The sequence below is a fragment of the Streptomyces sp. NPDC101393 genome, from assembly GCF_044767385.1.
Taxonomy (GTDB): Bacteria; Actinomycetota; Actinomycetes; order Streptomycetales; family Streptomycetaceae; genus Streptomyces.
In genome coordinates this window covers 651,524-676,065 of record NZ_JBIWNU010000001.1, presented here as the reverse complement: position 1 = coordinate 676,065, position 24,542 = coordinate 651,524, and the positions used below count along the sequence as shown (strand labels likewise).

Here is a 24,542-nt window from a genome sequence, read left to right as displayed (position 1 = left end):
CGTACGCTCTTCGGGTGTCCGTCGGCGGCGGCCAGTATGGTGGTGCGCGCCGCCGCGCCGCCCTGGGGGCACCTCCCGGCTACGGGCCGGGGATCATCTCTGACGAGCGGCGGAGCCAACCGGGAGAACCTGCTTTGAGTCGTGAATCTGACAGTTCGTCCTCCGGCCCCCAGGGCCGTGGCGGAGCCGCGTACCCCTCTGGGACGCCGCCGTACGGCTCGCCCAGGGGAGATGCCGACGAGGCGCTGCCGCCCGGTGCCGCCGCTCCGCAGGAGGCGCCGAAGACCGAGACCACGCTGACGACGCGGATCAAGATCAACATTCCGGGGTCCCGCCCCATCCCGCCGGTCGTTGTGCGCAAGCCCGTCGGTGAGGAGTCCGGCATGAACGGATCGGCAGGATCCGGCGGTTCCGGCGGATCCGCCGGTTCCCGAGGTGTGCCCCGCCCGCTGGGCGGCGCCGAGCGCGATGCCGAACGCACCGCGAACAACCCCCTCGGCGCCCCGTCTTCGCCCGCCGCCCCGGCGGACGAGCCCGGGTCCGGCGGCCCGGCGGAGAAGACCAGCGACTGGTTCGCGCCACGCAAGCAGGGCGGCCCCGCGGCAGCGCCCGGAGGGGCGGGCTCGTCCTCGACGACGGGTTCCCACCGCGCGCCCTCCCCGCCGCCCCTCGGCGACACCGGGGCGACGCCGACCGGCGCCACGCCGCCGCAGCGGCCCGATCTGCCCTACTTCTCCGACAGTCAGGCCCCGCAGGGCAGCGCTTCGCCGTACGACAGCGGCGCTTCGCAGGGCGGCGGCTCGCCGTTCGACGGGGGCGTGCCGCAGGGCGGCGCCTCGCCCTACGACAGCGGCGCGCAGCGCGGCGGCTCGCCGTTCGACGGCGGTGCCCGGCCCGGTGGCGGTTCGCCGTTCGACGGCCCGACCGGGGGCCCGGGTGAGCCCAGCCCCTTCGACGCCCCGCGGCCCGGCGGACCGAGCGGTCCCAGCGGCCCGACGACCGGCCCCGCACCCGGCCGCAGCGCGCTCAACCTCCCGCCGGGCTTCAGCGACCCCGGCGCCACCGGCGCCGCGCCCGCGCGCAGCGACGACACCGCACAGCTCACCCCGCAGCCCCCGGCGCCCCCGCTGGCCGGCCCGGGGAACGGCCTCGGCGTCACCGGCGGCATCTCCGGTGGAGCGCCGGGCGGCACCCAGCGCGGCCCCAAGGGCGGACGCAAGGGCGGCCCCGGCGGCGCACCCGACGGGGCCGGCGGCCAAACCGGCTCCCACGGCAGGGTGTCCGGCGACACCCTGGTCAGCGGCATCCCGAAGGTCCCGTCGGCCGGCGGCCCGGCCTCCGCCTTCCCGCCCGGCCCGCCCGGCAGCGGTGAGAGCGCGGCCCCGACGCCCCGTCCCAAGATCCCCGAGCCGATCAACCCGCCCAAGAAGGGCCGCAACAAGCTCGTCCTCGCGGGCGTCGGCATCGTGGTCCTGGCCGGTATCGCCTACGGCGCGGGCCTGCTGCTCGACCACGCCGACGTGCCCAACGGCACCACCGCACTCGGCGTGGACATCGGCGGCACGACCAAGGAAGACGCGGTCAAGAAGCTCGAAGCGGCCCTCAAGGACCGTCGTACCGCGCCGCTGAAGCTCACCGTGGACGGCACGTCGAAGATGCTGCAGCCCGCCAGGGCCGGGCTGGACATCGACACCCAGGCAACGGTCCGCGACGCGGCGGGCCGTGACTACAACCCGGTCTCCGTCATCGGCTCGCTGTTCGGCGGCACCCGTACGGCGGAGCCCGCGTTGGTCGTCGACGACGAGAAACTGCAGATCGCGCTGCAGAACGCCGCGGGGGCCGTGAGCGCCACCAAGGACGGCGGGATCACGTTCGAGAACGGCAAGGCCGTGCCGCATTACGGTGTGCCGTACAAGTCGATCGACGTCGCGGCGTCCAAGGTCGACGTCACGGACGCCTACCGCCAGCGCGCCACGTCCGGCACCAATGCCCCCGTGGTCCTGGCCACCGGCACCCAGCAGCCGAAGGTCGGCAAGGCCGCAGTGAACAAGGCGCTCAAGCAGTTCGCGGAGCCCGCGATGTCCGGTCTGGTGACGGTCCGGACCGACGCGGCGCACTCGGTCTCCTTCAGCCCGCAGAAGTCCATCCCGAAGTTCCTCTCCTTCCGGATGGGTTCGGACGGCGGACTGACCCCGTACTACGACCTGGCGGCCCTGCGGTCGCTCTACGGCGACACCTTCAACGGCGAGGTCCTCACGAAGGGCGACGGCTCCAAGAAGCCGGTCGGCGTCCGCGAGGTGGCGAGCGCGGTGGGCAAGGCGCTGCAGGGCAGGACCCCCGCCGAGCGGGTCCAGACCATCGGGGCGGACACTCCCTGACCCCGCGCGCCGGCGGCCGCATCCGGTGACCTCGCAGGTGGAGGCCCCCTCACGGTGATTCCTCAGGGAATCCCCTAGGGGGCCTCACCCATGACATCTGTCATGCGACAGTGCGTACGGCTGACACTGCCGCACGGCCCCCCGCATCCCTGATGCTGAAGGACATGACGACCACAGCTACCGGCACCTCAGCCGACACCGCCGCGCACCGCGCGGGCCCGGCACCCGTGGTCAGCTTCCAGCAGGTCAGCAAGAGCTACGGCGCGGTGCGCGCGGTGGCCGATCTGAATCTGGAGCTGTATCCGGGGGAAACCGTCGCACTCCTCGGCCCCAACGGGGCGGGCAAGTCGTCCACCCTCGACCTGCTCCTGGGCCTGCGCAAGGCCGACACCGGCACGGTGTCGCTCTTCGGCACGACGCCGCAGCGGGCCATCGAGCAGGGCAAGGCCGGCGCGATGCTGCAGAGCGGCGGTCTGATGGAGGGCGTCAAGGTCAAGGAGCTGGTCCGGCTCGCCCGCGATCTGCACCCGCACGGCTATCCGCTCGACGAGATCCTGGCCACCGCCGGCATCACCGACATCGCCGACCGCATGGTCGACAAGCTCTCCGGCGGCCAGGAGCAGAAGGTGCGCTTCGCCCTCGCCACCGCCGGCGCCAACGACCTCATCGTGCTGGACGAGCCGACCACCGGCATGGACGTCTCGGCCCGGCAGACGTTCTGGGGCGCGATGCGGGAGCAGGCGCGGCAGGGCCGTACGGTCCTGTTCGCCACCCACTACCTCGAAGAGGCCGACGAGATCGCCGACCGGGTGATCGTGCTGCACCGCGGCCGGGTGCTCGCCGACGGCACCTCCGCCGAGATCAAGGCCAAGGCCGGCGCCCGCCGGGTCACCTTCGACCTCGAGGAGCCGTTCGACCGCGGCGCGCTGGACGGCCTGCCGTTCCTGACCTCCCTGGGGGTTTCGGAAAGCGGCTCCGGCTCGGGACGCCGCACCGTCCGCATCCAGTCCCAGGACGCCGACGCGACCGTCCACGCCGTCTACGGCCTCGGCCTCTACCCGCACAACCTGGAGGTCGCGGGCCTCGGCCTGGAGCAGGCCTTCATCGCCATCACCACGGCGTCCGACGCGACGGCCGGCACCGCCGAGGAGGCGGCACGATGACCACTCTGATCAAGCTCGAAGTCCTGCGCGCGCTGCGCAACAAGAAGTTCATGTTCTTCTCGGTGATCTATCCGCCGGTTCTCTACCTCATCATCGCCGGCGGTGCGGACAGCAAGCCGATCCCCGGGATGAAGCTGGACATGGGGCTCTACTACATGGTCTCCATGGCAGCATTCGGTGCCATGACGGCCGTCCTGCTGGGCAACAGCGAGCAAATCGCCAAGGAGCGTGCGAAGGGATGGGTGCGGCAGCTGCGGCTGACGGCCCTGCCCGGCCGCGGCTACGTCTCCGCCAAGATCGCCGCGGCGGCGACGGTCAGCCTGCCGTCGATCGTGCTGGTGCTGCTCGTCGCCGCCGCCGTCAAGGGCGTGCGGCTGGAGGCCTGGCAGTGGATCGCCATCGCCGTCGGCACCTGGCTCGGCAGCTTCGTCTTCGCCGCCCTCGGCGTGGCCATCGGCTACCTGGCCACCGGTGACGCGGTCCGCCCGATCGCGATGCTCTTCTACTTCGGCCTGGCCTTCCTCGGCGGCCTGTGGATGCCGCTGACGATCCTGCCGCAGTGGGTGCAGAACATCGCGGAGTGGCTGCCGACCCACGCGTACGCCGCGCTCGGCACCGCCGTCGAGGCCGGCGGCGCACCGCACACCAAGGACATGGCGATCCTGGTCGGCTATCTGCTGGTCTTCGCCGGCGGCGCGGCCTGGCTGTACCGCAAGGACACCCGGAAGGCGTGAGCCCCTTGACGACGAGGAGCGGGCCGCCGGACGGCAACCCGGTCATGATCGGGCAGGCACCGACCACCCGGCGGCAGGCCGTCGCGAAGGTGATGTGGATCGTCGTCTGGCTGATCTACTTCGCCGGACCTGTGGCCGAGCTTTTCGGCGAGCACCACTCCGTCGCCACCCGGGTGCTGGGCGCCACCGGCCTCGGCCTCTTCGTCGTCACGTACTTCGTCGTGGTCTTCCGGCACATGTGGCGCACCCAGACCCGCGCGGGGCTGTATTCGGCGCTGGCCGTGATGCTGGTGATGTCCACCGTGCTCGCGTGGTTCCTGGGCCCCAACTGGCTGGTGCTGTTCATCTTCACCTCGGTGGCCTCCGGAGTCGTGCTCCCCTGGGAGGAGGCCCGCTGGACGATCCCGGTGGCCACCGTCCTGCTGCTCGCCGTGGGCATGCGCTTCCCCGAGATCCGCGGCTACTACCTCTTCGCCTACGGCCTGCCGGCGATGGGCAGCGGCTACACCATGGTCGGCGTGCAGTATCTGATCCGTACGACGAAGGAGCTGCGCGCCGCCCGCGAGGAGGTCGCCCGCCTCGCCGCCAACGAGGAGCGGCTGCGGATGGCCCGCGACCTGCACGACCTGCTCGGCCACTCCCTCTCCCTGATCACCCTCAAGAGCGAGCTGGCCGGGCGGATGCTGCCCGGCACCCCCGAGGCCGCCGCCCAGCAGGTCGCCGACATCGAGCGGGTCAGCCGGCAGGCGCTCGTCGATGTCCGGGAGGCCGTCACCGGCTACCGCCGGGCCACTCTCGCCGTCGAGCTCGCCGGGGCGCGCGCCGCGCTGCGCACCGCCGGCATCACGGCCACCGTCGACCCGGCCCTGGAGAGCGGGCCCCGCGGCCTGCCGTCCGACGAGGAAGGCGCCCTGGCCTGGGCGCTGCGGGAGGCCGTCACCAACGTCGTACGGCACAGCGGGGCGCGCCGCTGCGAACTGCTGCTGACCGAGGAGTGGGAGGCCGACGAGCGCCGCTACCTGCGTCTGGCGGTGCTCGACGACGGCGCGGGTCCGCCCCGCGCCCAGCACGACGGCAACGGCCTCGGCGGTCTGCGCGAGCGCCTCGCCCTGGCCGACGGCCGGCTGGAAACCGGCCCCGCCCCTGGCGGCCGGGGCTTCGCCCTGCGCGCCTACGTCCCGCTGGGCACGCCCGCCCCGTCCGCCGCCGACGAGCCGGCCACGCTCCCGTAGGACCGTGCCACCCGCGGACCCGCGTGCCCGCGGGCCGGCAGCACCGAAGTCCGCAAGCCCGGCGGCACACCCCCGCGCAGCCTCTAAGCTGGCCCGCATGATCAGAGTGCTGCTCGCCGAGGACCAGTCGATGGTCCGCGAGGCGCTGGCCGCGCTGCTGTCACTGGAGGACGACCTGGAGGTGGTCGCCCAGGCCGCCCGCGGTGACGAGGTGCTCCCGGCGGCCCGCGCACACTCCGTGGACGTCGCCCTGCTGGACATCGAGATGCCCGGCATCAGCGGTCTGGACGCGGCGGCCGGGCTGCGCGACGAACTCCCCGGCGTGAAGATCGTCATCCTCACCACCTTCGGACGCCCCGGCTATCTCCGCCGCGCCATGGAATCGGGAGCGCACGCCTTCCTGGTCAAGGACGCCCCGGCGGCCCGCCTCGCGGACGCCGTACGGCGGGTCCTGAAGGGCGAGCGCGTCATCGATCCGGTGCTGGCGGCGGCCGCGCTCGCCGACGGCGCCAGCCCCCTGACCGACCGCGAACGCGAGGTCCTGCGGGCGGCCGCCGACGGCTCCACCAACGCCGAGATCGCCCGAGCCCTGCACCTGTCCCAGGGCACGGTCCGCAACTACCTCTCCCTCGCCATCCAGAAAACGGGCGCCCGCAACCGCGCCGAAGCGGTCCGCACGGCCCGCGACAAGGGCTGGCTGTAGCGGGCCGGCGCCGGATCGGGCCCCACCGGGAACCCCGCCCCTGTGCGGTGTCGCGCGACGTCCCGCAGGCTGGGAGTGTTATGCCTGCCACCCGCGCGCCGGAGAGCGGCGGCCGTGCCGCCGTGCTGCTGATCCTCGCCATCCTGGCCGTCACCGTCGTGGACGCGACGACCGGCCCGGAACTGCACATCTCCTCCTTCATGGGCATCGCCCCGCTGGTCGCCGCGCTGCGCTGCTCCTACGGCAACACCCGCGTCGTCGCGGCCATCTATGTCGTCTGCCTGACCTGCGTCGACCTCCTCACCGTGCCCGACTGGGAGCCGGCCAGCCGGGCCGTCGGCATCTTCGGGGCGTTCCTGGTCGCGGTCTTCTCGCTGGTGCTGTGCCGCACCCGCCTGCAGCGTGAGGCGCTGTACGCCCGGACGAGCCTGGTCGCCGACGTCGTGCAGCGCGCCATGCTGCGCGAGCTGCCGCTCACCGCCGGCCCCATCGAGGCGTACGGCTTCTATGTCTCCGCCCAGGAGGGCGCCCGGGTCGGCGGCGACATCTACGAGGCGGTCGAGACCCCGCACGGCATCCGCCTGATGATCGGCGATGTGCAGGGCAAGGGCATGCCGGCGATCGGCGCCGGGCTGGAGGTCCTGGCCTCCTTCCGGGAGGCCGCCCACCACCAGGACTCGCTGGAGTCGGTGGCCGACCGCATGGAGCAGGCACTGGCCCGCTACAACGCCCGCACCGTGGAGCAGGGCTCCGACGGGCGCTTCGTGACGGCGCTGCTGATGGAGGTGTACGGCCCGGACCACGGCCGGGTGCTGTCCTGCGGCCACATCCCGTACTACCTGGTGCGGGACGGCCGGGTGTACGAGCGGAGCGACGGCGAGGGCGGGCTGCCGCTGGGCCTGGGCACCCTGAGCCGCGAACCGCGGCAGGGCGTCACGGTGCGCCCACGGACCCACGACTGGGTCGTGCTGTGCACCGACGGGGTGACCGAGGCGCGCGGCGCGGACGGCGAGTTCTACCCCCTGGGCGAGCGGCTGGCTCACTGGACACGGCTGGCGCCCGCCGACCTGGCCCGCACGCTCCGGGCCGACCTGGAGCGGTTCACCGACGGCGACCTCAAGGACGACGCGACGGTGCTGGTCGTCCGCCGCACCCCGGACACCGGGCGGCCGGACGGCGAAGGGCCGGACAGCGGGCGGCCGGAAGGCACCTCCCCGGTCAGTTGAGCCTCGCGCGGGCCGCGGCGGCCTGCCGGCGTACGGCGGACGCGGTGTCCGGCTCGACGGGCTCCACCACCTTCGCGAACTCCTCCAGCTCCGCCGCCCCCGCCAGGAACTCACCGCGCTCGACGAGCAACTGCGCCCGCTCGTGCCGCAGCCGCGCCGGCCGGCTGGGCAGCAGCAGCGACAGGTCCAGCGCCCACAGCTGCACCGCGCTCTGCTCGGGACGTGCGCGGGCCCAGGCCCGGATGTTGTTGAGGATCCGCAGCACGATCTCCAGCGGATCCGCCGGGGTCAGCATCCCCTCGGAGAGCTGCCCGCCCGTCGCCCCGGCCACCAGCAGCGCCGCGTCCTGCCCGTCGAGCACCCGCCCGCCGCCGAACGGATCGACCAGCACCTGCCCGCCGGGCGCGGCCGGCGCCCCGGTGTCCGGGGGAGCCGCTCCGAAGCCGACGACGAAGTGGCCCGGCAGCGCCACCCCGTACACCGGGGCACCGGCCCGGCGCGCGACCTCGATCCACACCACCGACAGCAGGATCGGCAGGCCGCGGCGGCGCCGCAGCACCTCGTGCAGCAGCGACGACTCCAGCCGCCGGTAGTCGACGGCCGCGCCGCCGAAGCCGCACTGCGTGCCCAGCAGTTCGGCGACATTGCGGGCCCAGGCGAGCGGGCCGCCGACCGGGGCGTACGGGAGCAGTCCGGCCAGCCGGTCCAGCTCGATCTGTGCGGCGTCGATGCCCGCCTCGTCCAGCGCCGGGTCGGCCTCCGCGGCGATCAGCAGACACAACAGCGCCAGGTCGGGCCGCTCCTCGCGCACCGCCTCGGCGAACTGCCGCCGCCGCGCGTCGCGGGCGCCGTCCGGGGTCGGCTCCGGCTCCGGCTCGGGTTCCTGGGACATGGGAGGGATACCTGTTCAGTGCGCGGCGCCCGGAAGGGCACGCCGGTAGTGGTAGCGGTGGTGGACGGTGAAACCGAGCCGTTCGTAGAGCGCGCCGGCGCCCGGGTTGTCCTCCTCGACCTGGAGGTACGCGGCCGACGCACCCTCTTGGAGGGCCCGTTCGGCGAGCGCCGCCATCACCAGGATCGCCAGCCCCTGGCGCCGCAGCGCCGGGTCCACCTCGATGGCCGAGAAGCCCGCCCAACGGCCGTCGGTCACCAGCCGCCCGATCGCCGCCGTCCTGCCGTCCGCGCCCGGCACCGTGGCGAACCACACCGAAGGCCCGCCGGTCAGCACCTTCAGGGCTTCCGGTGTCGGCTCCCCGGTCCGGTTGTAGAGGGCGAACCAGCCCGCGTCGGGCTGCCGGGTGAGGACGACGCGGGCGGAGGCATCCCCGGCGGAGCCCGGGGGAGCGTCCGCGCCGGTGTCGGCGAGCGGTGCCAGCGCCGCGGTCCGGACGGTGGTGTGCCGCTCGTCCGCCCAGCCGCGCTCCGCCAGCTCCGCCGCCAGCCGCTCGTCGGTGTCCGTATGCCCGGTGGCGACGACGATGAGGGCGGGCAGCCCCCGCTCGCCGTACCAATGGGTGATCCGCTCCAGCGCGGTGTCCAGCGGGACGCCGGGGTCACCGATCGGCAGGACGGAGTTGGCGCGGCGGGTGAAACCACCGGAAGCACGCAGCGTCCATTCCCCGAGACGCTCCGTTTCCGTGGCCGGCCATCCGCGGGCCGCGACCTCCTGGAGCTCCCGGGCGTTCGCCGCCGGGCCCCTCCTGCGGGCCGGCGCCGCGGGCACGACCTTGGCGGCGACCAGCGACGTCTCGTCGATCCGAACGGACTCACCACTGCGTCGTGTGATGCTCAGCACACCGCCGTCCCAGGATGTGAGAACGCCGACCGCGTCAGTGAATGCGGCTGCCCCCTCGCCGGCCTCTGTCCGCCGCCGGACAGATACCCTTTTGCCCACGTCAGCAAGGGTGATACGGACTTCCGCCCGACCGCCGGTCATGAATTCCACCGCTCTAGCCGCCCCTCTTGTTCGTCTCGTGCCCGGGAACGGAGATACTAGGTGGCGGGCATCGACGACGCCGCGCTCCCGCGCGCCCTGCGGCGGTACTGCCAATCGGTCCGCCGGCCCTACCGAGGAGGAACGACAGCGTGACCTACGTCATCGCGCAGCCTTGTGTCGACGTCAAGGACAAGGCATGCATCGAGGAGTGCCCCGTCGACTGCATCTACGAGGGCTCCCGGTCCTTGTACATCCACCCGGACGAATGCGTCGACTGTGGTGCGTGTGAGCCGGTCTGCCCCGTGGAGGCAATCTTCTACGAGGACGACACTCCGGAGGAGTGGAAGGACTACTACAAGGCGAACGTGGAGTTCTTCGACGAGCTCGGTTCGCCCGGTGGCGCCAGCAAGCTGGGCCTGATCGAGCGCGACCACTCCTTCATCGCCGCACTCCCGCCGCAGAACCAGTAACGATCCGCGGCCGGCGGGGAGCCGCCCGCTCCCTCCCGCCTCCGCGATCGTCAGGGGGACCTCCCGGCGTTGCCGGGGAGGTCGCACGGCGCCGCCCCGGTCCCGTACGGCCTGCCCGGCTGTACGGGACCGCGGCATGTGTGCCGTCGTCCCCCGCGCCACCCCGTCCGAGAAAGAAGAGCATCGTGGGCGCAGTCTCCTCCCTCCTTCCGGTCTTTCCCTGGGACCGGCTGGAGCCGTACAAGACCACGGCCGCCGCGCACACCGACGGCATCGTCGACCTGTCCGTCGGCACCCCGGTCGACCCCGTGCCCGCGGTGATCCAGCAGGCCCTCACCGCCGCGGCCGACAGCCCCGGCTACCCGACGGTCTGGGGGACGGCCGCGCTGCGCGACGCGCTCACCGGCTGGGCAGCCGACCGGCTGGGCGCCCGCGGTCTGGAACACACCAACGTGCTGCCGATCGTCGGCTCCAAGGAGCTGGTGGCCTGGCTGCCGACCCAGCTCGGCCTGGGCGCCGGCGACAAGGTGGCCTACCCGCGCCTCGCCTACCCGACGTACGAGGTCGGTGCCCGCCTGGCCGGCGCCGAGCCGGTGGTCTACGACGACCCGACGGACCTCGACCCCGCCGGCCTGAAGCTGCTGTGGCTCAACTCGCCGTCCAACCCCACCGGCCGCGTGCTCGGCGCCGACGCACTGCGCCGCACGGTCGCCTGGGCCCGCGAGCACGATGTGCTGATCTTCAGCGATGAGTGCTACCTCGAACTGGGCTGGGAGGCCGACCCGGTCTCCGTGCTGCACCCGGACGTCTCGGGGGGCTCCCTGGACGGCATCGTGGCCGTGCACTCCCTCTCCAAGCGCTCCAACCTCGCCGGCTACCGCGCCGCCTTCCTGGCCGGCGACGCCGCCGTCCTCGGCGAGCTGCTGCAGATCCGCAAGCACGGCGGCATGATGGTCGCCGCGCCCGTCCAGGCCGCCACCGTCGCGGCGCTGGGCGACACCGCGCACGTCGCCGAGCAGCGCGCACGCTACGCCCGCCGGCGCTCCGCGCTGCGCGGCGCCTTCGAGGCCGCCGGCTTCCGCATCGAGCACAGCGAGGCCTCGCTCTACCTCTGGGCGACCCGCGACGAGCCCTGCTGGGACACCGTCGGCGATCTCGCCAAGCGCGGCATCCTCGTCGCTCCCGGCGAGTTCTACGGCAGCGCCGGCGAGCGGTTCGTCCGCATCGCCTTCACCGCGACCGATGAACGGGTGGACGCGGCGGTGCGCCGCCTGGCGGAGTGAACCGCTGAGCGTGCGCCGCTGCACGCGACGAAGGCCGGGGCCCGGAGAGTGCACACTCTCCGGGCCCCGGCCTTCGTGCGGTGCTGACCGGAAGATCAGCCGCCGATCGGCACGCCACCGATCAGGCCGTTGGCCGCCGGCAGGCCGCCGAGCAGGCCCTGGACGGCGTCGACGGGCAGCGAGTCCGACGAGACGCCCTTCTTGGAGGACTTCTTGGCCGCACGGGCGGCGGCGGCCGCGGCCTGCTTGCTGGCCGGCACGGCCTGCTTCATGACCGGGCCGGCGGCCTTGCCGAGTGCCGGGGCGAGGGTGGTGGCGGCCTGGGTGCCGACCTCGGTCACCAGGCCGGCGCCGGCCTGCGCGGCGTTGCCGATGGTCTCGTTGGTGTTCGCGGAGTCCAGGGAGGTCACTCCGCCCAGGTCGGGTGCCTTCGTGGGCAGTTCCGCGGCACTCGCGGAGCCGGCCGCAGCGACCACGGGAGCGGCGCCTGCTGCGACGAGCAGAGCGGCTCGGGCGATCCGACGCGTAACGGGGAGGGACATGGTGCTCCTTTTGCGGAGAGGGACTCGGGCTTCTGACGGATGTGCCGTGTCCGGCTGGCGGACGCACTGACTACCGCGCCAGACGTCCGAAGGTTGCGGTGAACTCCGGTAAAGAATTGGTAACGCGTCACATAATCAGCCCTGGATAAAGACGGGCAATATGCGCACGGTGCGACGGTGTGCGGAAACGTCACAGCCCTTGAGGCATAAGGGAATTGGCGTAATGCGCAGTCATCGCGCAATGAACTCCCGCGCACGCAAAGGGAATTGGCGCCGTGCCACTTTCGGGGGACGGGTCGGACTACTGCGCGGTGATGATACGAACGTCACCGGAAGAGGCCCCGGATCCGCCGCTCGACCCGGCCGGCTCCTGCTGCCAGCCCTTCCCCGAATCGGCGGCCGTCCACATCCGGCCGGCGTAAGAGATCTGTTCGATGCGCAGCTCGGCAGAGTGCGCCAGCGCCCATGTCGCCAGCTCCCAGCCGCGGCGTGCGGCGCCGCCGCCCGCCACCGCCCCGCCCGGCCGCACCGGGACCGTCACCTTCCGCTCGGCGGCCGCACCCCGCCCGCCGGCGCCGTCCGTGCGCGGCAGCACCTCGCGCCCGAACTCCCGGACCAGCTTCTCCCGCACCTGGGCGCCGCCGCCCGCCTTCCCGTCCACCGGGCGGCTCTGGCTGCAGGTCATCGCGTGCTGGTCGCGGCCGGTGAGGGCCCCCGTCAGCCGGGCGGCGTCCGTCTCGTGCTTCGCGTACGCCTGCGGGAAGCCGCTGCGCTGCACCTTCTGGGCCGCGACGGTCAGCGGCAGCCGGGAGTAGCCGGGCACGTTCGCCAGATGCGTGTAGAACTCACCGGCCGAATAGACCGGGTCCATGATCTGCTTCACGGTGCCCCAGTCCTGGGACGGCCGCTGCTGGAAGAGCCCGACCGAATCCCGGTCACCGAAATCGATGTTGCGCAGCCCCGACTCCTGCATCGCGGTCGCCAGCGCGATCGTCACCGCACGCTCCGGCAGCCCCCGGGAAGAGGCCACCGCCGAGATGGTCGCGGCGTTCGCGGCCTGCTCCGGAGAGAGCTCGTACGGCTCCTCGCCGGCCTCGGCGCGCAGCGTGCAGCGCGGCGCGCCGGGGCCGCCCGTGACGTACTGCACCACGAGATAGCCGGCCAGCCCGATCAGTACGGCGAAGGCGGCGGCGATACGCCACGGACGCTTGCTGCGGGCGGGGGCACTGGGCTGGGCGGACACGCGGCCCACCGTACTGGAGCGCTGCCGATAGGGTCGTTTCCATGGAGCGCCCTACAGACCACCCCGCCCTCGACCTGTCGCTGGACGCCGCCGAGCTCACCGCGCAGCTCGTCGACTTCCCCTCCGAGAGCGGCAACGAGAAGGACCTCGCCGACGCCGTCGAGCACGCCCTGCGCGCACTGCCGCACCTCACGGTCGACCGGTACGGCAACAACGTCGTGGCCCGCACGAACCTGGGCCGCGCCGAGCGGGTGGTGCTCGCCGGACACCTCGACACCGTCCCGATCGCGGACAACGTGCCCTCCCGGCTCGACGAGAACGGCGTGCTGTGGGGCTGCGGCACCTGCGACATGAAGTCCGGCGTCGCCGTCCAGCTGCGGATGGCCGCCACCGTCCCCGCGCCCAACCGCGACCTCACCTTCGTCTTCTACGACCAGGAGGAGGTCGCCGCCCACCTCAACGGCCTCGGCCGGGTCGCGGACGCCCACCCCGACTGGCTCACCGGCGACTTCGCGGTCCTCCTGGAGCCCTCCGACGGCCAGGTGGAGGGCGGCTGCCAGGGGACCCTGCGGGTCCTGCTGCGCACCACCGGTGAGCGCGCGCACTCCGCCCGCAGCTGGATGGGCGCCAACGCCGTCCACGCCGCCGCCCCGATCCTGGCGAAGCTCGCCGCGTACGAACCGCGCCGCCCGGTGATCGACGGCCTGGAGTACCGCGAGGGCCTCAACGCCGTCGGCATCGAGGGCGGCGTGGCCACCAACGTCATCCCCGATGCCTGCACGGTCACGGTCAATTTCCGCTACGCGCCCGACCGCACCCCCGACGAGGCGCTCGCGCACGTCCGCGAGGTCTTCGCGGACTGCCCGGTGGACGAGTTCGTCATCGACGACCACTCCCCGGGCGCGCTGCCCGGCCTGTCCCACCCGGCGGCCAAGGCGTTCATGGAAGCCGTCGGCGGCATCGCGAAGCCCAAGTTCGGCTGGACCGACGTCTCCCGTTTCAGCGCCCTCGGCGTCCCGGCCGTCAACTACGGCCCCGGCAACCCCCTGCTCGCGCACAAGAGGGACGAGCGCGCCGAGGTCGCCCGCATCCTGCACTGCGAGGAGCAGATGCGGGCCTGGCTGACGGACTGAACGCCCGGGTGCGCGGGGCGCACCCGGCGCCTACCGCTCGCATCCACATCGCATATCGGCCGAATTCCCCTTCCGGTCATGTCCGTGGACATACGCTGATCAGGCAAACGATCTGTCAGCGGAGGGAGCACGTCATGGCCAACCCCGAGGGTGCACCGGCCCCGGAGGAGCAGCGGCTGGGTCCCGTACTGCGCCGACGCGACCAGGTACAGACCGGCACGACGGACCAGCGGCTGCTGGACACCCAGGGCCCCTCCGAGTGGGTGCACACCGACCCCTGGCGCGTGATGCGCATCCAGGCGGAATTCGTCGAGGGCTTCGGCGCGCTGGCCGAGCTGGGCCCGGCCGTCAGCGTCTTCGGCTCGGCCCGCACCCCCCGGGGGTCGACGGAGTACGAGACCGGCGTGCGGATCGGCGGCTCCCTGGTGGAGGCCGGGTTCGCGGTGATCACCGGTGGCGGGCCCGGCGCGATGGAGGCCGCCAACAAGGGGGCCCACGAGGCCGGCGGGACCTCCGTGGGCCTCGGCATCGAGCTGCCCTTCGAGCAGGGCATGAACGACTATGTGAACCTCGGCGTCGACTTCCGCTACTTCTTCGTCCGCAAGACCTGCTTCGTGAAGTACGCACGCGGATTCGTCGTGCTGCCCGGCGGGATGGGCACCCTCGACGAGCTCTTCGAGGCGCTCACCCTCGTCCAGACCCGCAAGGTCACCCGCTTCCCGATCGTGCTGTTCGGCACGGCCTACTGGGGCGGCCTGGTCGACTGGCTGCGCGGCACCCTGATCGCCCAGGGCAAGGCGTCCCCGCACGACCTGGAGCTCTTCCACCTCACCGACGACGTCGACGAGGCGGTCGGCCTGGTCACCAAGGAGGCGGCCGGTTTCTGACGGGCGCCGGGCCCCTCAGGCCAGTCCCCGGCGGGCGACCGCCGGGGGCCGGTGACCGGCGATGGTGGCCACCATGTCCAGCACCTGCCGGGTCTCGGCGACCTCGTGGACGCGGTAGACCTGCGCCCCCAGCCAGGCCGATACGGCGGTGGTCGCGAGGGTGCCCAACACCCGCTCCTTGACCGGCTTGTCGAGCGTCTCGCCGACGAAGTCCTTGTTGGACAGCGACACCAGGACCGGCCAGCCGGTCTCCGTCATCTCGCCCAGCCTGCGGGTCGCCTCCAGGCTGTGCCGGGTGTTCTTGCCGAAGTCATGACCCGGATCGATCATGATCGCGTCGCGCCGTACGCCCAACTCCACGGCCCGTGAGGCCAGTTGGAGCGTCACCCGGAGAATTTCGGCCATCACGTCCTCGTACGCCACCCGGTGCGGGCGGGTGCGCGGCTCGGCGCCGCCCGCGTGGGTGCACACCAGGCCGACGTCGTGCCGCGCGGCGACCTCGGCGAGCCGCGGGTCGACGCCGCCCCAGGCGTCGTTGAGCAGATCCGCGCCGGCCTCGCACACCGCCTCGCCGACGTCGTGCCGCCAGGTGTCGACGCTGATCACCACATCGGGGTGGCGCCTGCGCACCTCGGCCACGAACCCGACCGTGCGGCGCGCCTCCTCCTCGGCGCTCACCTCCTCGCCGGGACCGGCCTTGACGCCGCCGATGTCGATGATCGCGGCACCCTCGGCCACCGCCTGCTCGACGCGGGCGAGAGCGGGCTCGTCGCGGAAGGTGGCGCCCTGGTCGTAGAAGGAGTCCGGGGTTCTGTTGACGATCGCCATGATCACCGGCTCATGTGCACCGAATTCGCGATTCCCCAGCCGCAGCATTCCTTGACTCCCTCTCCTTGGTCCGCCAGCGACCCTAACTGTCACACCCGCATGGCACGATCAGTGCAGGCGCATAGTTCGGGGAGTGATCGTGTTCTGGTTCCTGCTGATCGCGATGGTCGTGGTCGTTGCCGCGGTCACGCTCGTGGTCGTCGGCGGAGGTGACGGCGGCGGTCTGCGCGACGCCGAGCCCGACCGGCTGCTCGACCCGCTGCCCGGCGACCGTCCCGTGGACCGCGCCGATGTGGAGGCCGTCCGTCTCCCGGTGGCGGTCCGCGGCTATCGGATGATCGAGGTCGACGATGTCCTGGACCGGCTGGCCGCCGAGCTGGCCGAGCGGGATTCCCGGATCGCCGAGCTGGAGGCCGCGCTGGCCGGTGCGCATGCCGCGGCCATGGGCCCGGGCCTGATCCGGGACACCGGCGCGCAGCCGGGCCCGTCGGCGGAGCCCGGTCCGGTGGAGGACGCTTCGCCCCCTGCCGGGCCCGCGCAGGAGCCACCACCGCCCGGCCCCGGCGTCCCGCCCGCACCGGGCACCCCCGACACCCCCGGCGGCCAGGAAGGCCCCGGCAGCACCGAAGGCGAGGGCCGGTCATGAGCGGCGTGGTGACGGCTCCGGACGGCGTTCCGCGCTGCCCCTGGGGCATGGAGTCGGAGCAGATGGCCGACTATCGGGCGTACCACGACACCGAATGGGGCCGGCCGGTCCACGGCGACGACGCCCTCTTCGAACGGATGAGCCTGGAGGCCTTCCAGTCCGGGCTGTCCTGGATCACGATCCTGCGCCGCCGCCCCGGCTTCCGTACCGCGTTCGCCGGCTTCCGGATCCCCGAGGTCGCACGGTTCACGGACGCGGACGCCGAACGGCTGCTCGCCGACGCCGGCATCATCCGCAACCGCGCCAAGATCGCCGCGACGATCAACAACGCCAAGATCGCCGCCGAGCTGGCCCCCGGCGAGCTGGACGCCCTGATCTGGTCCTACGCCCCCGACCGCGCCGGCCGCCCGGCACCGCACACCGTCGGCGAGGTGCAGCCGGTCACCCCGGAGTCGACGGCGCTCGCCAAGGACCTCAAGAAGCGCGGCTTCCGCTTCGTCGGCCCGACGACCGCGTACGCCATGATGCAGGCCTGCGGCCTGGTCAATGACCATCTGGCGGGCTGCCACGCCCGTGCGGCCACCGAGGCGGCGGCGGACGCCGCCGGGTGACGCCAGGGCGCCCGGAAGCCCGTCCGGACGCCTCCGGCGGCCCCTGGGGGCCCCGGACGGACGGGCCGGCGTCCCGGTCGGCCCGTCAGCGTCCCAGGAAGACCGGCTTCTCCTTCTTCACGAACGCCTCGACCGCGATCCCGTGGTCCTCCGAGGCCCCGGCCCGCGCCTGCAGCTCGTCCTCCTTGCCGAGGGTCTCGGCGAGCGAGTGCTCCGCACCGTAGGCCAGCGACTCCTTCAGGGCGGCGTAGGCGACGGTCGGCCCCTGGGCGAGCCGCCGGGCGACGGCTGCGGCCTTGTCGGCCAGTTCGTCGGCCGGCACCAGCTGGTTCGCGATGCCCAGCTCGAAGGCCTCCTGGGCGCTGACATTGCGCGGGAAGAGCAGCAGGTCGGCGGCCCGGCTCTGCCCGATCAGCCGCGGCAGCGTCCAGGACATCCCGGAGTCGGCGGTCAACGCGACACCCGCGAAAGAGGTGTTGAAGGACGCGGAATCGGCGACGACGCGGTAGTCGGCGGCCAGCGCGAAGCCCGCGCCCGCACCCGCGGCCACGCCGTTGACGCCCGCGACCACCGGCTTGGGCATCTCGGTCAGCGCCTTGACGATGGGGTTGTAGTGCTCGCGCACGGTGCTCATGGTCCGGCCGGTGCCCTTGGCCCGGTCCTCGGCCAGCAGCCCGATGTGTTCCTTGAGGTCCTGCCCGACACAGAAGGCGCGCCCGGTGGCGGTCAGCAGGACGGCGCGTACGGCCGGATCGGCGGCGGCCTCCTGGAGAGCGTCCCGGAGCTGCACCTTCGCCTCGATGTTCAGCGCGTTCATCGCGTCGGGGCGGTTGAGCGTGATCGTCGCCAGTCCGTCGGTCAGGTCGTAGAGCACGGTGTCGGCCATTGTGGGGGTCCCCTCCGTCGCGGCTCGGACTGCGCAGAAACGGCAGTCAGCGCTCAGGATGCCGGAGATCATCCGCCGCCGACATGTGACGTACATCAAAGAATGTGGGCGGGCGGGATGCCGATGAGTGGCGGAGTATCGCAGCCCGCTCCCCGAATTGAGTGGTTTTGCGAGAGCGCGTTGCAGAAGGGTTGTCGGCCGATGTTGGTCATCGGGTCGTTCGATGCGGGATAATGGCTTGGAAGCAATGTGTTCGATGCCGGTGACACGTGGGTTGTCGGCTGCGATGAGCTGGTTTCAGGAAGGGGAACGAGCATGGCGGCCATGAAGCCGCGGACGGGTGATGGCCCGCTCGAGGTGACCAAGGAGGGGCGGGGCATCGTCATGCGCGTTCCGCTCGAAGGCGGCGGGCGACTCGTCGTCGAGCTGACACCCGACGAAGCCAAGGCCCTGGGTGAGGCCCTGGACAAGGTCACCGTCTGACGCGGGCGGAACAACCGCTGCGGTTTCCCGGGGCTGACCCCGGTACCCCCAGCCGAAATACCCCGGCCCCGGCAGGCGGCGCGCAGACACTGCGCGCCGTGTGCCGGGGCCGTTTCGTTGCCGAGAGGGACAGTCTTGCGGGCCATGCGGCCATGCGGGCTTGGGGGCCTTGAGGGCCGGCGGGCGTGCCGACGCGGCAGACCGTGCGCCGGCCGGCGAGGGCCCGGGGGCCGTCAGCCGCGCTTGACCGCGCAGAGCAGTCCGTCGCCGACGGGCAGCAGGGACGGCACCAGGGTGCTGCTCTCCCGTATGGCCCGCAGCAGTTCGCGCAGCCGCAGCACTTCGGCGGGCTGCACGGCGGAGTCGACCGTACGGCCGTCGGCGAAGACGCCCTCGAAGCAGACCAGGCCGCCGGGGCGCAGCAGACGCAACGATTCAGCGAAATATTCCAGGCACTCCATCAGATCCCCGTCGCAGAAGACGAGGTCGTAGCCGCCGTCCGCGAGGCGGGGGAGTACGTCCAGTGCGCGGCCGGGGATGAAGCGCGCCCTGTTGCCGGCGAAGCCCGCCTCGCGGAACGCCTGCTTGGCGAAGGTCTGCCGCTCGGGTTCGAGATCGACGGTGGTCAGCACCCCGTCGGGCCGCATGCCGTGCAGGAGGTAGATGCCCGACACGCCCGTGCCGGTGCCGATCTCGGCGACCGCTTTGGCATCCGCCGTGGCGGCGAGCATGCGCAGGGCCGCGCCGGTACCGGTCGTCACCGTGCGGATACCGGCCTCGCGCGCGCGGTCACGGGACCAGCGCAGGGCGGCGTCGGCGGTGCCGTCGATGGTCCCGGCGCCGTACGCCTCGGCGAAAGCCAAGCTCGTCTGCCGGTTGCCGGTAATGGCCCTCTCCTGTCCCCGTAGTTGACGCAACCGTGACTGTATCCGCTGCGTGCGGGAACCCGCAGATGGGACCGGGCGTTAATAAGAGGCAGGGGGGATGCACAGGTGGAGACCGAGCGAGACACGCAGTCAGAGCGACAGAGCCGGCAGCAAGACCAAATGCAGGTCAAAACTGCTTATCCGGAGCTAACGGGCGAGGTGGATATGGTAGGGGCTCTACTGGACACCACCAGAGCCACCAGGGGAGGTGCGGCCACGACGGGTGACCGCGGAGTGCTGAAGCGCTTGCGCAGGTCGTTCGCCGAGCCGAAATCCGTGACAAACACTGCTGACCGTTCCCGCCCTCATGGCCCCAAGGGCATGGGACGGGCCTCCGCCACCGACTCCGCACCGACAGCGACCTTCGCCTCAGACGCGGATGCGCAGGCGTGGACCCCGCCCAGCTGGGAGGAGATCGTCAGCACCCACAGTGCACGGGTCTACCGCCTCGCCTACCGCCTCACCGGCAATCAGCACGACGCCGAGGACCTCACCCAAGAGGTTTTCGTCCGCGTCTTCCGCTCGCTGTCGACCTACACCCCCGGCACCTTCGAGGGCTGGCTGCACCGCATCACGACCAACCTCTTCCTGGACATGGTCCGCCGGCGCCAGCGCATCCGCTTCGACGCCCTCGGCGACGACGCCGCCGAGCGGCTGCCCAGCCGCGAGCCCTCCCCGCAGCAGCACTTCAACGACACCCACTTCGACGCCGACGTGCAGCAGGCGCTGGACACCCTCGCGCCCGAGTTCCGTGCCGCCGTGGTCCTCTGCGACATCGAGGGCCTGTCGTACGAAGAGATCGCCGCGACCCTGGGCGTCAAGCTCGGCACGGTCCGCAGCCGGATTCACCGGGGCCGCTCCCACCTGCGCAAGGCGCTCAAGCACCGTTCCCCGGCAGCGCGCGAGGAAGAGCGCGAGCAGCAGCGTGCGCTGGCCGTGGTGTCCACCGGGGAGGTCGGAATCGCGTGAGCGCAACAGGCGGTGCGTCCCCCGCCGAGCAGCATCTCGGTGACCGCCTCGCGGCTCTGGTCGACGGCGAGTTGGGCCATGACGCGCGCGAGCGGGTGCTCGCGCACCTCGCGACGTGCGGAAAATGCAAGGCCGAGGCCGACGCCCAGCGTCGGCTGAAGAGCGTTTTCGCCGAGACGGCGCCCCCCGGGCCCTCCGAGGGGCTGCTGGCCCGCCTCCAAGGGCTGCCCGGCGGCGACCCGAACGGTCCCGGCAGTCGGCTCGGCAACGGCAGCTTCGGCCCCGGCGACTTCGCCCGGGGCGACACCCCGTTCGGCTACGTCCCCTCAGGCGGCCACGGTCGGCACACCATGTCCGCCGTCCCCCCGCAGCCCCGGCTGCGCGGCTTCCGCACCCCGGAATCCGAGCGTTCCGCACCCCAGCGGCGCCGATTCGCCTTCGCGGCGGCCGGCGCGGTCTCGCTCGCCGCCTTCGCCCTCGGCGGCGCCTTCCCCCTGGAGGCGTCCGTCGACTCCCCGGGCGGACGCGCCGACGGCACCGGCACCACCGTCACCCCGCTCAGCGCGACCCCGGCGGCCGGCAGCGGCTCCTGGGTCCGTGACGAGGACGTCGTGGCCACCCGTGACTCCCGGTCCGCATCCGGTGCGCCCGCCGGTGGCGCGACCGCGGCCCCGGCCCCCGGCGCGATGAGTCTGTTCGGGCCCGGTGCCCCGATGTCCGCCCGCCCGCCGCTCGCGGTGTCGCACCCGATGGCCGGGCGGTTCGGCCTGTCGCCGCTGATAGCCGCGACCGGCCCCGCGTCCGCCTATCAGGCCCCTTCGCCGACCGCAGCGGTCGGCAAGACCCCCAAGCGTCAGAGCCTCCCCCCGCTCCCGCAGCCGGCACCCAAGCGCCCGATGGCCGCCTCCGAGGCCCCCTCCGGCGCGCCCACCCAGGGTCCGGCCGCCGCCGCCCGCTGACCGAACCCTGCGCAGCCCCGCGCGGAACTGGTTGAATCGCAGTCGGGCGGCGCACCCCTGTCCGGGGCGCGGGCCGCGAGGTGGCGGTGGCCCGCGAGTGACCGCGGGCGAAAAATGGGGAGAGCATGGACGACGGTAAGGCCGCCGGGCCGAAGCTGAAGTGGTGGAGCCGTCCGGGACGCACCCCGGAACCGCCCACCGAGACCGGTCCACCGGCAGCGATGCCTCCCGCCGACGCCGGGCCTGCCACGGGCGCCGGTGACCGGCCGCTCGGCGTACCCGCTCCGCGAGGGGACCACGAGACCCGTGGGCCGGATGAGACACATGGGCCGGACGAGCTGCGTGGGACGGTCGGGGCGACGCAGGCTTCGGGTGGCGGCGTGACCGCGGAGGGGGCCGAGCCCTCGGAGGACTGGACCGTCCGACCGCCGCAGCCGGCCACCGCCCCGGAGGCAGCGGGCTCCGGGATATCCGACGGCCGGCCGCACGCCGCACCTGAGCGCGGTGCGGCACCTGCGGCATCAGCGACCCCTGGAGCACCTGCGGCACCTGTAGCACCCGCGGCACCCGCGGCCGGTGCGACGGTGACGCTCCATCAGCTGCCCGCCGATGCGGCGGACGAGGCCTCCGGGGCACCCGATCCGCAGCGGGGGACCCCGGACGGTACGCCGGCCCGCACCCCGGCCGCCCCCCAAGCCCCGGTCGCCCCCCAGGGCCCGACCGCTCCCCAAAGCCCGGCCCCGCCCCACTCCCCACCTCCGGCCCAAGCCGCGCCCCCGCCCCACCCCCCGGCCCGGCAGCAGCCGTTGCACCCCGAGGACCCGTACGGGACGCCGCCATACGGCGGTCCCGGGCCGTGGGCGCCCGCGCCTCCCGTGCAGCGACCGGTGCCGACCCCCGCGCACGGCACCAGGCTCCCGCCGTCCGCCGGGCCGCTGCCCGCGTACGGCTCTCCGCCACCCGGCGCCCCGGTCCCCTCGGGTGCGATGCCTCCGCAGGCCCAGAACCAGGCCCAGGCCCCGGCCCCGGCCCCTGCCTCCGCCCCGACCCCGCCCCCGGTGGCGGCCCACCCGGGCGGCCCGCCGCAGCCACCGGCACCGAGTGGTCCGGGGGGTTCGGACGGCGCCGGATTCGTGGTCCCGCCGCCCCCGCCCGCCCCGCTCCCGGCGCAGCCCGCCGACCGGCCGGACCCGGCGCCGCCGGCCGATGCCGCGCGCCCGCTGCCCGCCGAGCAGCCCGACCCCCACCGCCCCGCACTGAAGAAGCCGGGCGCCCCGGAGGCGGCCCGGGACGCCGGCACCGCCGTGGACGGCGCGTTCGTACCGGTCCCCGGCGAGGGCGGCCCCCGGCCCCAGGAGAGCCGTACGCCGCCCCCGCCGCACCCGACCGGCGACGGTGATCACCCCGCAGCCCCCGCGCCGCCCCGGCCGCAGGCGCACCACCACCCGGCGCACCCCGGTCCGGCGGCGCACGGCCCCGCCCCGCTCGCCCCGCAGGGGGCCTGGCAGCAGTACGACCCCTGGAGCGCGCCGCAGCACGGCGGCCCCCCGGCCGCCCCGCTCGCCCTCCGGCGTGGCCGGCGCGGGCTGCTGGTGGTCGGTGCCGTGGTGCTCGCGCTGCTCGCGGGTGGCGTGGGCGGCGGGATCGGCGCGTACGTCGAGCGCAACGGCGGTCTCGGGGACATCCAGCTCCCGCAGGCAGGCGACGACGAGCAGGGCCGCAATCCGGAGAGCGTCGCCGGGATCGCGCAGCGGGCGCTGCCCGGAGTGGTCACCCTGCACGTGAGCGGCAATACGGAACAGGGCACCGGCACCGGCTTCGTGCTCGACCGGCAGGGCCACCTCCTGACCAACAACCACGTCGTCGAACCGGCCGGCGCCGGCGGCGAGATCTCGGTGACGTTCAGCGGCGGCCAGACCGCCAAGGCCAAGGTCATCGGCCAGGACAGCGGCTACGACCTCGCGGTCGTCCAGGTCGAGGGCGTCACGGGCCTGCGGCCGCTGACCCTGGGCAATTCCGACGCGGTGCGGGTCGGCGACCCGGTCGTGGCGATCGGCGCCCCGTACGACCTCGCCAACACCGTCACCGCCGGGATCATCAGCGCCAAGCAGCGCCCGATCACCGCCGGTGGCGAGAAGGGCGACGGCAGCGATGTCTCGTACGTGGACGCGCTGCAGACGGACGCGCCCATCAATCCGGGCAACTCCGGTGGCCCGCTGGTGGACGCCCAGGCGCGGGTGATCGGCATCAACAGCGCGATCCGCGCGGCCGACAGCGGCAGCGGGCTGGACGGCGCCGCTCAGGGCGGCAGCATAGGGCTGGGCTTCGCCATACCGATCAACCAGGCCAAACGGGTGGCCGAGGAGCTGATCAACACCGGCCGGGCGGCCCACCCGGTGATCGGCGTCAGCCTGGAGACGGAGTACGCCGGTGACGGCGCGCGGGTCAGCACCCGGAGCAAGGAGGGCACGCCGCCGGTCACTCCCGGCGGGCCGGGCGCGAAGGCCGGGATCAAGGCCGGCGATGTGATCACCAAGGTGGACGGCGCCCCGGTGCACGGCGGTGAGGAGCTGATCGTCAAGATCCGCAGCCATCGGCCGGGCGACAAGCTGATGGTGACCCTGGAGCGCGACGGCAAGGAGCGGACGGTCCGGCTCACGCTGGGATCGGCCGGCACGGGCTGACGTTTGCACGGTGTTGGCGCGGGTGGCTCCCGCCCGGGGCCCGGGGCCAGGTACCGTGATAGTCGGCCTGGCCCCTAGGCCACCCAGGCCACGCGTACCCAAGGAGCTGCAAGGTGTTCTTCGACATAGGACCCCTAGAGCTGGTAGCGCTCGTGATCCTTGCGGTGCTCATCTTCGGCCCGGACAAACTGCCCAAGGTCATCCAGGACGTGATGGGCTTCATCCGCAAGGTGCGGGCGTTCTCCGACAGCGCCAAGGAAGACATCCGCAGCGAGCTGGGGCCGGAGTTCAAGGACTTCGAGTTCGAGGACCTCAAGCCCAAGAACTTCGTCCGCAAGCACGTCCTGGAGAAGGACGAGTACGGCCTCAAGGACCTTCAGGACATCCGCAACGGCTTCGACCTGAAGAAGGAGATGGCCGAGGTCACGGACGCCGTGAACGGCCGCGACAGCTCCCCGGCCGACAGCGCCCCCGCCGCGCGCCCCGACTTCTCCAAGGAGTCCCCGGCCGCCGCCTCCGGGCGTCCCGACCTGGTGAAGAAGAGCGCCGAACCGGCCGCCCGCGAGCACCCGCCGTTCGACGCCGACGCCACGTAATCTTCCCGTATGCCCGGCTGTGTT

General features: G+C 73.1%; 24 protein-coding genes. 17 read left to right on the top strand and 7 right to left on the bottom strand.

Annotated elements, in window-relative coordinates:
- Nucleotides 1-134: 134 nt before the first annotated feature.
- From ACIRQ7_RS02925 to ACIRQ7_RS02900, 6 genes are all read left to right on the top strand, one after another.
- The gene (locus ACIRQ7_RS02925; protein WP_404259348.1) at nt 135-2,378 is read left to right on the top strand and encodes a hypothetical protein; all 2,244 of its coding nucleotides are present in this window, start codon (nt 135-137) and stop codon (nt 2,376-2,378) included.
- A gap of 164 nt (nt 2,379-2,542) precedes the next feature.
- Nucleotides 2,543-3,541: an ABC transporter ATP-binding protein gene (locus ACIRQ7_RS02920; RefSeq protein ID WP_404259347.1), complete on the top strand. Its 999-nt coding sequence runs from the start codon at nt 2,543-2,545 to the stop codon at nt 3,539-3,541.
- On the top strand, nt 3,538-4,275 hold the full coding sequence (locus ACIRQ7_RS02915) for an ABC transporter permease (protein ID WP_404259346.1): 738 nt from the start codon (nt 3,538-3,540) through the stop codon (nt 4,273-4,275). Before ACIRQ7_RS02920 ends, ACIRQ7_RS02915 begins: the two co-directional genes overlap by 4 nt.
- A gap of 44 nt (nt 4,276-4,319) precedes the next feature.
- Nucleotides 4,320-5,507, top strand: coding sequence for a sensor histidine kinase (locus ACIRQ7_RS02910; protein WP_404260081.1), 1,188 nt, complete (start codon nt 4,320-4,322; stop codon nt 5,505-5,507).
- Nucleotides 5,508-5,604: 97 nt separating this feature from the next.
- Complete coding sequence (locus ACIRQ7_RS02905) at nt 5,605-6,210, top strand: response regulator (protein WP_403667040.1); 606 nt, start codon at nt 5,605-5,607, stop codon at nt 6,208-6,210.
- A gap of 80 nt (nt 6,211-6,290) precedes the next feature.
- Complete coding sequence (locus ACIRQ7_RS02900; RefSeq protein ID WP_404259344.1) at nt 6,291-7,436, top strand: PP2C family protein-serine/threonine phosphatase; 1,146 nt, start codon at nt 6,291-6,293, stop codon at nt 7,434-7,436.
- On the opposite strand, the gene ACIRQ7_RS02895 is transcribed toward ACIRQ7_RS02900, so the two are convergent.
- Nucleotides 7,429-8,328: a transglutaminase-like domain-containing protein gene (locus ACIRQ7_RS02895; protein ID WP_404259343.1), complete on the bottom strand. Its 900-nt coding sequence runs from the start codon at nt 8,326-8,328 to the stop codon at nt 7,429-7,431. The genes ACIRQ7_RS02900 and ACIRQ7_RS02895 overlap by 8 nt on opposite strands.
- Before the next feature lie 15 nt (nt 8,329-8,343).
- Nucleotides 8,344-9,381: a GNAT family N-acetyltransferase gene (locus tag ACIRQ7_RS02890; protein ID WP_404259341.1), complete on the bottom strand. Its 1,038-nt coding sequence runs from the start codon at nt 9,379-9,381 to the stop codon at nt 8,344-8,346.
- A 140-nt stretch (nt 9,382-9,521) separates the two neighbouring features.
- Between ACIRQ7_RS02890 and fdxA the strand changes: the two genes are divergently transcribed.
- Nucleotides 9,522-9,842: a ferredoxin gene (fdxA, locus tag ACIRQ7_RS02885; protein WP_016642910.1), complete on the top strand. Its 321-nt coding sequence runs from the start codon at nt 9,522-9,524 to the stop codon at nt 9,840-9,842.
- A 185-nt stretch (nt 9,843-10,027) separates the two neighbouring features.
- The gene (gene dapC, locus ACIRQ7_RS02880) at nt 10,028-11,125 is read left to right on the top strand and encodes a succinyldiaminopimelate transaminase (protein WP_404259339.1); all 1,098 of its coding nucleotides are present in this window, start codon (nt 10,028-10,030) and stop codon (nt 11,123-11,125) included.
- Nucleotides 11,126-11,220: 95 nt separating this feature from the next.
- Here dapC and ACIRQ7_RS02875 read toward each other — a convergent pair whose 3' ends face one another.
- Entirely contained in the window at nt 11,221-11,667 is a 447-nt protein-coding gene (locus tag ACIRQ7_RS02875) for an ATP-binding protein (RefSeq protein WP_404259337.1), read from the bottom strand.
- 301 nt (nt 11,668-11,968) lie between these two features.
- Nucleotides 11,969-12,910 (bottom strand): heavy metal transporter, encoded by a 942-nt coding sequence (locus ACIRQ7_RS02870; RefSeq protein ID WP_404259335.1) that lies wholly within the window; start codon nt 12,908-12,910, stop codon nt 11,969-11,971.
- A 41-nt stretch (nt 12,911-12,951) separates the two neighbouring features.
- On the opposite strand from ACIRQ7_RS02870, the gene dapE reads away from it, so the two are divergent.
- Nucleotides 12,952-14,043, top strand: a complete 1,092-nt coding sequence (dapE, locus tag ACIRQ7_RS02865) for a succinyl-diaminopimelate desuccinylase (RefSeq protein WP_404259333.1) — start codon at nt 12,952-12,954, stop codon at nt 14,041-14,043.
- Nucleotides 14,044-14,177: 134 nt separating this feature from the next.
- A complete protein-coding gene (locus ACIRQ7_RS02860) occupies nt 14,178-14,930 on the top strand; it encodes a TIGR00730 family Rossman fold protein (RefSeq protein ID WP_404259332.1) in 753 nt (250 codons plus the stop codon).
- A 15-nt stretch (nt 14,931-14,945) separates the two neighbouring features.
- Here ACIRQ7_RS02860 and folP read toward each other — a convergent pair whose 3' ends face one another.
- Nucleotides 14,946-15,806: a dihydropteroate synthase gene (gene folP, locus ACIRQ7_RS02855; RefSeq protein WP_404259330.1), complete on the bottom strand. Its 861-nt coding sequence runs from the start codon at nt 15,804-15,806 to the stop codon at nt 14,946-14,948.
- Between the two features lie 85 nt (nt 15,807-15,891).
- Here folP and ACIRQ7_RS02850 point away from each other — a divergent pair, with 85 nt between their 5' ends.
- Both ACIRQ7_RS02850 and ACIRQ7_RS02845 read left to right on the top strand, forming a co-directional pair.
- A complete protein-coding gene (locus ACIRQ7_RS02850) occupies nt 15,892-16,404 on the top strand; it encodes a DivIVA domain-containing protein (protein ID WP_404259329.1) in 513 nt (170 codons plus the stop codon).
- Nucleotides 16,401-17,015: a DNA-3-methyladenine glycosylase I gene (locus ACIRQ7_RS02845; RefSeq protein WP_404259327.1), complete on the top strand. Its 615-nt coding sequence runs from the start codon at nt 16,401-16,403 to the stop codon at nt 17,013-17,015. The genes ACIRQ7_RS02850 and ACIRQ7_RS02845 overlap by 4 nt, the downstream gene beginning before the upstream one ends.
- Nucleotides 17,016-17,100: 85 nt before the next feature.
- Here the strand turns inward: ACIRQ7_RS02845 and ACIRQ7_RS02840 are convergent, their stop codons facing one another.
- Entirely contained in the window at nt 17,101-17,901 is an 801-nt protein-coding gene (locus tag ACIRQ7_RS02840; protein WP_401462668.1) for an enoyl-CoA hydratase/isomerase family protein, read from the bottom strand.
- Nucleotides 17,902-18,216: 315 nt separating this feature from the next.
- Between ACIRQ7_RS02840 and ACIRQ7_RS02835 the strand changes: the two genes are divergently transcribed.
- Nucleotides 18,217-18,384, top strand: a complete 168-nt coding sequence (locus tag ACIRQ7_RS02835; RefSeq protein WP_006603288.1) for a DUF3117 domain-containing protein — start codon at nt 18,217-18,219, stop codon at nt 18,382-18,384.
- Between the two features lie 233 nt (nt 18,385-18,617).
- Here ACIRQ7_RS02835 and ACIRQ7_RS02830 read toward each other — a convergent pair whose 3' ends face one another.
- Nucleotides 18,618-19,301: an O-methyltransferase gene (locus ACIRQ7_RS02830; RefSeq protein WP_401462672.1), complete on the bottom strand. Its 684-nt coding sequence runs from the start codon at nt 19,299-19,301 to the stop codon at nt 18,618-18,620.
- 285 nt (nt 19,302-19,586) lie between these two features.
- Here ACIRQ7_RS02830 and sigE point away from each other — a divergent pair, with 285 nt between their 5' ends.
- The 4 genes from sigE to ACIRQ7_RS02810 all read left to right on the top strand — a co-directional run bounded on the left by sigE (nt 19,587) and on the right by ACIRQ7_RS02810 (nt 24,518).
- A complete protein-coding gene (gene sigE / locus ACIRQ7_RS02825) occupies nt 19,587-20,279 on the top strand; it encodes an RNA polymerase sigma factor SigE (RefSeq protein WP_403667017.1) in 693 nt (230 codons plus the stop codon).
- Complete coding sequence (locus tag ACIRQ7_RS02820; protein WP_404259324.1) at nt 20,276-21,238, top strand: zf-HC2 domain-containing protein; 963 nt, start codon at nt 20,276-20,278, stop codon at nt 21,236-21,238. Before sigE ends, ACIRQ7_RS02820 begins: the two co-directional genes overlap by 4 nt.
- Nucleotides 21,239-22,224: 986 nt before the next feature.
- Complete coding sequence (locus ACIRQ7_RS02815; protein ID WP_404259323.1) at nt 22,225-23,922, top strand: trypsin-like peptidase domain-containing protein; 1,698 nt, start codon at nt 22,225-22,227, stop codon at nt 23,920-23,922.
- 113 nt (nt 23,923-24,035) lie between these two features.
- Nucleotides 24,036-24,518 (top strand): sec-independent translocase, encoded by a 483-nt coding sequence (locus ACIRQ7_RS02810; RefSeq protein ID WP_401462681.1) that lies wholly within the window; start codon nt 24,036-24,038, stop codon nt 24,516-24,518.
- Nucleotides 24,519-24,542 lie beyond the last annotated feature (24 nt).

Coding starts and splice junctions, on each gene's coding strand:
- ACIRQ7_RS02910 (WP_404260081.1), top strand. CDS start 4,320: ATGATCGGGCAGGCACCGACCACCCGGCGGCAGGCCGTCGCGAAGGTG.
- ACIRQ7_RS02900 (WP_404259344.1), top strand. CDS start 6,291: ATGCCTGCCACCCGCGCGCCGGAGAGCGGCGGCCGTGCCGCCGTGCTG.
- ACIRQ7_RS02895 (WP_404259343.1), bottom strand. CDS start 8,328: ATGTCCCAGGAACCCGAGCCGGAGCCGGAGCCGACCCCGGACGGCGCC.
- ACIRQ7_RS02905 (WP_403667040.1), top strand. CDS start 5,605: ATGATCAGAGTGCTGCTCGCCGAGGACCAGTCGATGGTCCGCGAGGCG.
- ACIRQ7_RS02920 (WP_404259347.1), top strand. CDS start 2,543: ATGACGACCACAGCTACCGGCACCTCAGCCGACACCGCCGCGCACCGC.
- folP (WP_404259330.1), bottom strand. CDS start 15,806: ATGCTGCGGCTGGGGAATCGCGAATTCGGTGCACATGAGCCGGTGATC.
- ACIRQ7_RS02860 (WP_404259332.1), top strand. CDS start 14,178: ATGGCCAACCCCGAGGGTGCACCGGCCCCGGAGGAGCAGCGGCTGGGT.
- ACIRQ7_RS02845 (WP_404259327.1), top strand. CDS start 16,401: ATGAGCGGCGTGGTGACGGCTCCGGACGGCGTTCCGCGCTGCCCCTGG.
- ACIRQ7_RS02875 (WP_404259337.1), bottom strand. CDS start 11,667: ATGTCCCTCCCCGTTACGCGTCGGATCGCCCGAGCCGCTCTGCTCGTC.
- ACIRQ7_RS02815 (WP_404259323.1), top strand. CDS start 22,225: ATGCCTCCGCAGGCCCAGAACCAGGCCCAGGCCCCGGCCCCGGCCCCT.
- ACIRQ7_RS02835 (WP_006603288.1), top strand. CDS start 18,217: ATGGCGGCCATGAAGCCGCGGACGGGTGATGGCCCGCTCGAGGTGACC.
- dapE (WP_404259333.1), top strand. CDS start 12,952: ATGGAGCGCCCTACAGACCACCCCGCCCTCGACCTGTCGCTGGACGCC.
- ACIRQ7_RS02840 (WP_401462668.1), bottom strand. CDS start 17,901: ATGGCCGACACCGTGCTCTACGACCTGACCGACGGACTGGCGACGATC.
- ACIRQ7_RS02915 (WP_404259346.1), top strand. CDS start 3,538: ATGACCACTCTGATCAAGCTCGAAGTCCTGCGCGCGCTGCGCAACAAG.